Origin of the sequence: Streptomyces sp. NPDC088762 (assembly GCF_044750905.1) — a bacterium.
Taxonomy (GTDB): Bacteria; Actinomycetota; Actinomycetes; order Streptomycetales; family Streptomycetaceae; genus Streptomyces.
The window spans coordinates 1-4,666 of record NZ_JBIVKT010000036.1 but is presented as its reverse complement, the minus strand read 5'-3'; the positions used below and the strand labels follow the sequence as shown (position 1 = coordinate 4,666).

The window sequence follows — 4,666 nt, the reverse complement described above, 5'->3', positions numbered from 1 at the left end:
CATCTACTTCTGGCCGATCTACACGGGCCAGACCCTCCCGATGGACTCCTGGCGCAGCCGGATGTGGCTGGACACCTGGGTCTAGCAGCGCAAACGACGGGCCCGGCACCTGATGGTGCCGGGCCCGTCGTGGTTGTTGGCGGTGGTCGCCGGCCGTCCTGGGCCGCCCCTCGACGGCCCACAGACGGCCCCGCCGCACCGTCGGCTCCTCACCACGAGGGGGCCCAAGCCAACCAGGTTCGTTGTCCGCCAACCTGGCTTCGGCAGTCATCGCAGCTCCTACGCCACCAGCTCTTGCATTCACACACCGAGGCGCTGCGGTGGATGGAACACTCAGAGTCAGGTCCACCGGAGCTCAGGGCACGCACAGGGGGCGATATGCCAGAAATTCCCATTGAGGGAGATCTCGCCGAAACAGCACCGCTAGCTCGCGGAATATTCGACTGCGACAATGCCTACCGGACTCCGACACGATCCGACTACGAGGACCTATTCAGTACGGGGATTATCGCACTCGATACGAACGTACTAATCAACCTCTACCGCTCCAACGAGCGCACGAGAAAAGATACCCTCGCTGTCCTGAGCAGGCTGCGCGACCGCCTATGGATACCACATCAGGTACTAACCGAGTTCTGGCGAAACCGCGACAATCCGTCCATCCGCGGCCATCATCATTCGAAGGCGAAAGAAGTCAGCGGTGCGCTCGACAAGATAGCGCGCTCAACAAAGGACGCACTGGATCGATGGCTTAGGGAAGTACACCTATCCAGCAATCGGCAAGTGACTCAACACGTCGACACGGCACGAAAATCCCTTGAGCAATCATTAGCGGCACTCAAAGAATTCATCCAGGAGCAAGCAGAAAGGGATGCTCTGGAAGGAACAGATTCTACCCACACAGATCCGGTTCTCATCGAACTTGACGTTCTACTCCGCGGGCGCGTAGGTGATCCGTTTTCCAAGGTCGAACTCGACAAGGAAACTGTCGAGGCCCAGAGGCGAGCTAACGAGAACATCCCGCCCGGCTACGAAGATTTCCGCACTAAGCCACCGGAGCGAGCTGCCGGCGACTACATCCTCTGGGCCCAAGTCCTCAATGAAGCCGAACGCCGACGCTGCGATGTCCTTCTCGTAACGGGAGACGTGAAGGAGGACTGGTGGGTGCCAGGAACCGGATACGGTCCCGCGCGTCCCCGCAGCGAACTCTGCACCGAGTTGCGGCGCCGAGCGGGCGTTGAGCTGTTCATGCTCACCCCGAGCCAGCTCCTGGCTCGGGCCGACGAAATCTTCGGCTTGAAAGTTGATGAGCGCTCCGTAAGCGACCTCGCAACGACGGAGCAGGGAGCGGTTCACGCTTTCCCCGAGGAACTCAGGCAGGCAGTTCCCGTGTGGCTACATCGAGGCCACCTTCGCGCCAGAGCTGCATTCGAAGCGGCAGGCTCTCGGGAGATTTACGGCCATTCCGTGAACGAAGCCGTGCGAGATGAATTCATCACCGGAATAGAATCCATGGGCGGGATCACACATACACTGAAAGGACGCGGCTTTCCCGTATATGATGGTCACCTCGTATACCCAATGAGGTATGCACGAAAGCCCGCCCCACCCGAAATGGCCGCGCGCCAACTAGACAGATTTAGGGGGCGAAGCCTCCTAGACCGCGAATCAACGCTGCGCACAGACCTAGAGAACTTGAACCCAAGTTTGCGGCTCACTGTTGTCGCATACACTAGCGACGAATCCCACGGAATCCACTCCATCCATCTCGGCATCCCCACAATTGATCCAACCCAAGGGACCGTCTGGGAATACATAGAAGAATTGCCCACGCTACCGGAATAGTTTCCGAAGCTTCTCTACGGACATCGAGGAGGCTTGAAGAAAGTTCGACGGGCGGAAACACGGAAGTCACCCCCCCTAGGGCTAAGTAGAAGCACAAACAGAGAGGTGAATCGCTGCTGACCCATCTGCACGGGAGAGGCCACTCCCCGAAGGACTCGTTGCGCGGCAAGGATGTGGCTGGACACCCAGGCACTGAACGAGGGATTCATCTCGATACCTACAACCCGACGATAGTCGTTGCTGGTGGTCCGCGGCCTTCCGCGGGCGCCCCTGGACGACCCACAGAAGCCACGCCATCTCCCCTCTTCCACCCAGGCAAGGACGTGCGAAGCTGGACCTCTTGGGGGCTCCACGAAGTCGCCCTCGCGGTCCGGATGAAGGAGGAAGCGTGCCGCACCCCAGCCCGCGTGGGACGTACTTGACGATCTCGGAGGCCCTGCGGACGCGGATCGCTGAGGGGGCCTATCCCGATGGCCTTCCGTCCGAGGCGGAGATCGGGCGGGAATTCGGCGTCGCACGCACGACCGTCCGTCGCGCTCTTCGTGCGCTGGAGGAGGGTGGCGACGTCGCCACCGTTGCCGGGATTGGTCGGCAGGTCGCTGGCGGCTCACAGGTCGCGCCGTACAAGCGGATTATGACGGACGTCTTGGACCGCATTCGGACGGGCGAACTGCCCGCCGGCTCTCGGCTCCCCAGCGAGGCAGAGCTCTCCGAGACCTACGGAGTCGCCCGGGGCACCGTCCGTCGTGCCGTGCACGAACTGGAAGTCGCTGGGCACGTTCAAGCTCGGCACGGAGTCGGGCGGTTCGTGAGCCCGGCGTCCTGAATCTCGACAGCGTTGGAGGCACTCGCATGCAGTTGGCCAAGTGGGCTCACGACCTCGCGGAATCCTTGCTCGCCGAGAGCCTGCCGAAGCGGTGGGCTCATTCACAGTGCGTCTACTCGCAGGCCCTGATGCTGGCCCCGGCTCTGGGTGAGGATGCGGAGCTACTAGCCGCAGCAGCCATCACGCACGACGTCGGGTACGCGCGAGCAGCCGTCGACACCGGGCAGCACATGATCGATGGCGCGCGCTACCTGCGTGACGTGGTCGGCGCCGACCCTCGGCTGTGCAGCGTCGTGGCCTTCCACACGTCTTCCCCGTGGGAAGCCTCCGAGCTCGGGCTGGACGGTGCCCTGGCGGAGTTCGGCCCCGCAGATCCTGATCTGGTGGACGCGATCACCTACTGCGATCTGACTAGCAGCCCTGTAGGTGCACTCGTGGATCCAGCCGATCGGTTGACCGAGGTACTGGACCGGTACGGCCCCGATCACGTTGTGTTCCGGGCCGTATCCGCGGCTCGACCGGAGCTGCTGGCTCGTCTGGCCCGGGTGCGCGAGCGCACCTTGGAGACAGAGCAGTCCAGGCTCAGCTGATTCGCGGAACCGACGAGTCGCGGAAGCCTTCATCCAGCCGCCGGCGGGTAGTGGGCGATACGTCGAGGGACTCAACTTCGGCCCGAGGGATCCACCGCACCTCCAGGGATTCCGAACTCACCCTGATCTCGCCGCCGACCGGCCGGGCCCGGAAGCAGAGCGAGAACTCCTGACGTACCTCGCCGTCCGCGAACGCGATGACATGGCCGGGGTCGGTAAAAATGCCCACCAGGCCGACCACCTCGACCTGGATCCCGGTTTCCTCCAGGACCTCCCGGACGACCGTCCCTGCGATGTTCTCCCCAATCTCCTGGACGCCACCCGGCATGCCCCACCGGCCGTTGTCCGATCGCCGCTCCAGCAGTACGTCACCCGCATCATTGACGACGAAGGCCGTCACCGCAGGCACGATGCTGTTGGCCTTCGGCGCATTGGGATCGTTGAAGTAGTCAGTACGGCGACTCATGCTCACCCTTCAATGGGGACAGCTTCGGACCAGACTTTCTCGAAGCTCTGTTGATATGTGGAGACCAGCTCAGCACCGGCGACCTTGCGCAGATGGAGGACCGGAGTCAGGGGCGCGCTCACCCCGTACACCTGCGTGTTCACCAACCACTCGTCATCCGACCGGTAGAGCGAGTTGTGCAGAGTTGACCGGTGGAGCCGGAACTCGATCCCCGAAACCGAGTACAGGGGGCGATAGAGCTTCATGACCTCGCGGACCTTGTAGGCCACACCTTCACCGATTTCCTCTTCATCCCCTCGGCGCCGGATCTCTGGGCTGTCAGGATCTCCGAGCAGGATGCGGGCCCGGACACCACCTGCCGCTTTCAACCTGAGCAGCTGCGGCCAGCGCGGATTCTCAGCGAGGAAGACACCCGCGTGCACCAGCACGCCGATCTCCCGTTCCGCCCGACCGAACAACTGGAGCCATAGGTCCGCCGGCACGTAGGAACGATGCGGGTAGACCTTCAACACCTCGGCATCCGCAGCGTCTTTACGCTGCCCGTCCGGCAGGCCGTCGGGCCACAGATAACCCTCGTCTTGCCGAAGGAAGGCCGAGACGGCAAGGCGATGTCGCCGGTACGGCGCCCGCCCTTTGGTGATCCAGCGCTCCACCGTCTTGGGGTCGACCCCAAGGTGCTCCGCCAGAGCATCCACGGCGACGCCTTGCGTCAGCATCGCGGACCTTAACCGCTCGTTCGCCATCCCACCCCCAGGGACGTCCAGGGACGTAGTCGCCCCCCAGAACGCTATCGAGGACGTCCCAAGTCGTCCAGGGACACGGTGACTTCGTCCCGCCTATCGACGGCACTCTGATGTCACACCACAAGGCGGACCGGCTGAGGCGCAGAGCTTGACAGCCTGAACCAGAACCGCCACTGTGAGATACACGTTCAAGCAT

At 62.8% G+C, this 4,666-nt stretch carries 5 protein-coding genes; 3 read left to right on the top strand and 2 right to left on the bottom strand.

The window, feature by feature from the left end:
• The first annotated feature begins 378 nt into the window (after positions 1–378).
• The 3 genes from ACIP5M_RS35965 to ACIP5M_RS35955 all read left to right on the top strand — a co-directional run bounded on the left by ACIP5M_RS35965 (position 379) and on the right by ACIP5M_RS35955 (position 3,261).
• Positions 379–1,845 (top strand): PIN-like domain-containing protein, encoded by a 1,467-nt coding sequence (locus tag ACIP5M_RS35965; RefSeq protein ID WP_401205356.1) that lies wholly within the window; start codon positions 379–381, stop codon positions 1,843–1,845.
• Positions 1,846–2,233: 388 nt separating this feature from the next.
• Positions 2,234–2,671, top strand: coding sequence for a GntR family transcriptional regulator (locus ACIP5M_RS35960; protein ID WP_401205353.1), 438 nt, complete (start codon positions 2,234–2,236; stop codon positions 2,669–2,671).
• Positions 2,672–2,697: 26 nt separating this feature from the next.
• The gene (locus ACIP5M_RS35955) at positions 2,698–3,261 is read left to right on the top strand and encodes an HD domain-containing protein (RefSeq protein WP_401205350.1); all 564 of its coding nucleotides are present in this window, start codon (positions 2,698–2,700) and stop codon (positions 3,259–3,261) included.
• Here the strand turns inward: ACIP5M_RS35955 and ACIP5M_RS35950 are convergent.
• Positions 3,254–3,727 carry an NUDIX domain-containing protein gene (locus ACIP5M_RS35950; protein WP_401205358.1) on the bottom strand — a complete coding sequence of 158 codons (474 nt, stop codon included), beginning with the start codon at positions 3,725–3,727 and terminating at the stop codon, positions 3,254–3,256. The two genes, ACIP5M_RS35955 and ACIP5M_RS35950, sit on opposite strands and share 8 nt — an antisense overlap.
• A 2-nt stretch (positions 3,728–3,729) precedes the next feature.
• On the bottom strand, positions 3,730–4,470 hold the full coding sequence (locus ACIP5M_RS35945; RefSeq protein ID WP_401205347.1) for an XRE family transcriptional regulator: 741 nt from the start codon (positions 4,468–4,470) through the stop codon (positions 3,730–3,732).
• Between the last annotated feature and the right edge of the window lie 196 nt (positions 4,471–4,666).

Bases quoted from the DNA above. Each gene is read 5' to 3' on its own strand.
- ACIP5M_RS35965 (WP_401205356.1), top strand. From the start codon at position 379: ATGCCAGAAATTCCCATTGAGGGAGATCTCGCCGAAACAGCACCGCTA.
- ACIP5M_RS35955 (WP_401205350.1), top strand. From the start codon at position 2,698: ATGCAGTTGGCCAAGTGGGCTCACGACCTCGCGGAATCCTTGCTCGCC.
- ACIP5M_RS35950 (WP_401205358.1), bottom strand. From the start codon at position 3,727: ATGAGTCGCCGTACTGACTACTTCAACGATCCCAATGCGCCGAAGGCC.
- ACIP5M_RS35945 (WP_401205347.1), bottom strand. From the start codon at position 4,470: ATGGCGAACGAGCGGTTAAGGTCCGCGATGCTGACGCAAGGCGTCGCC.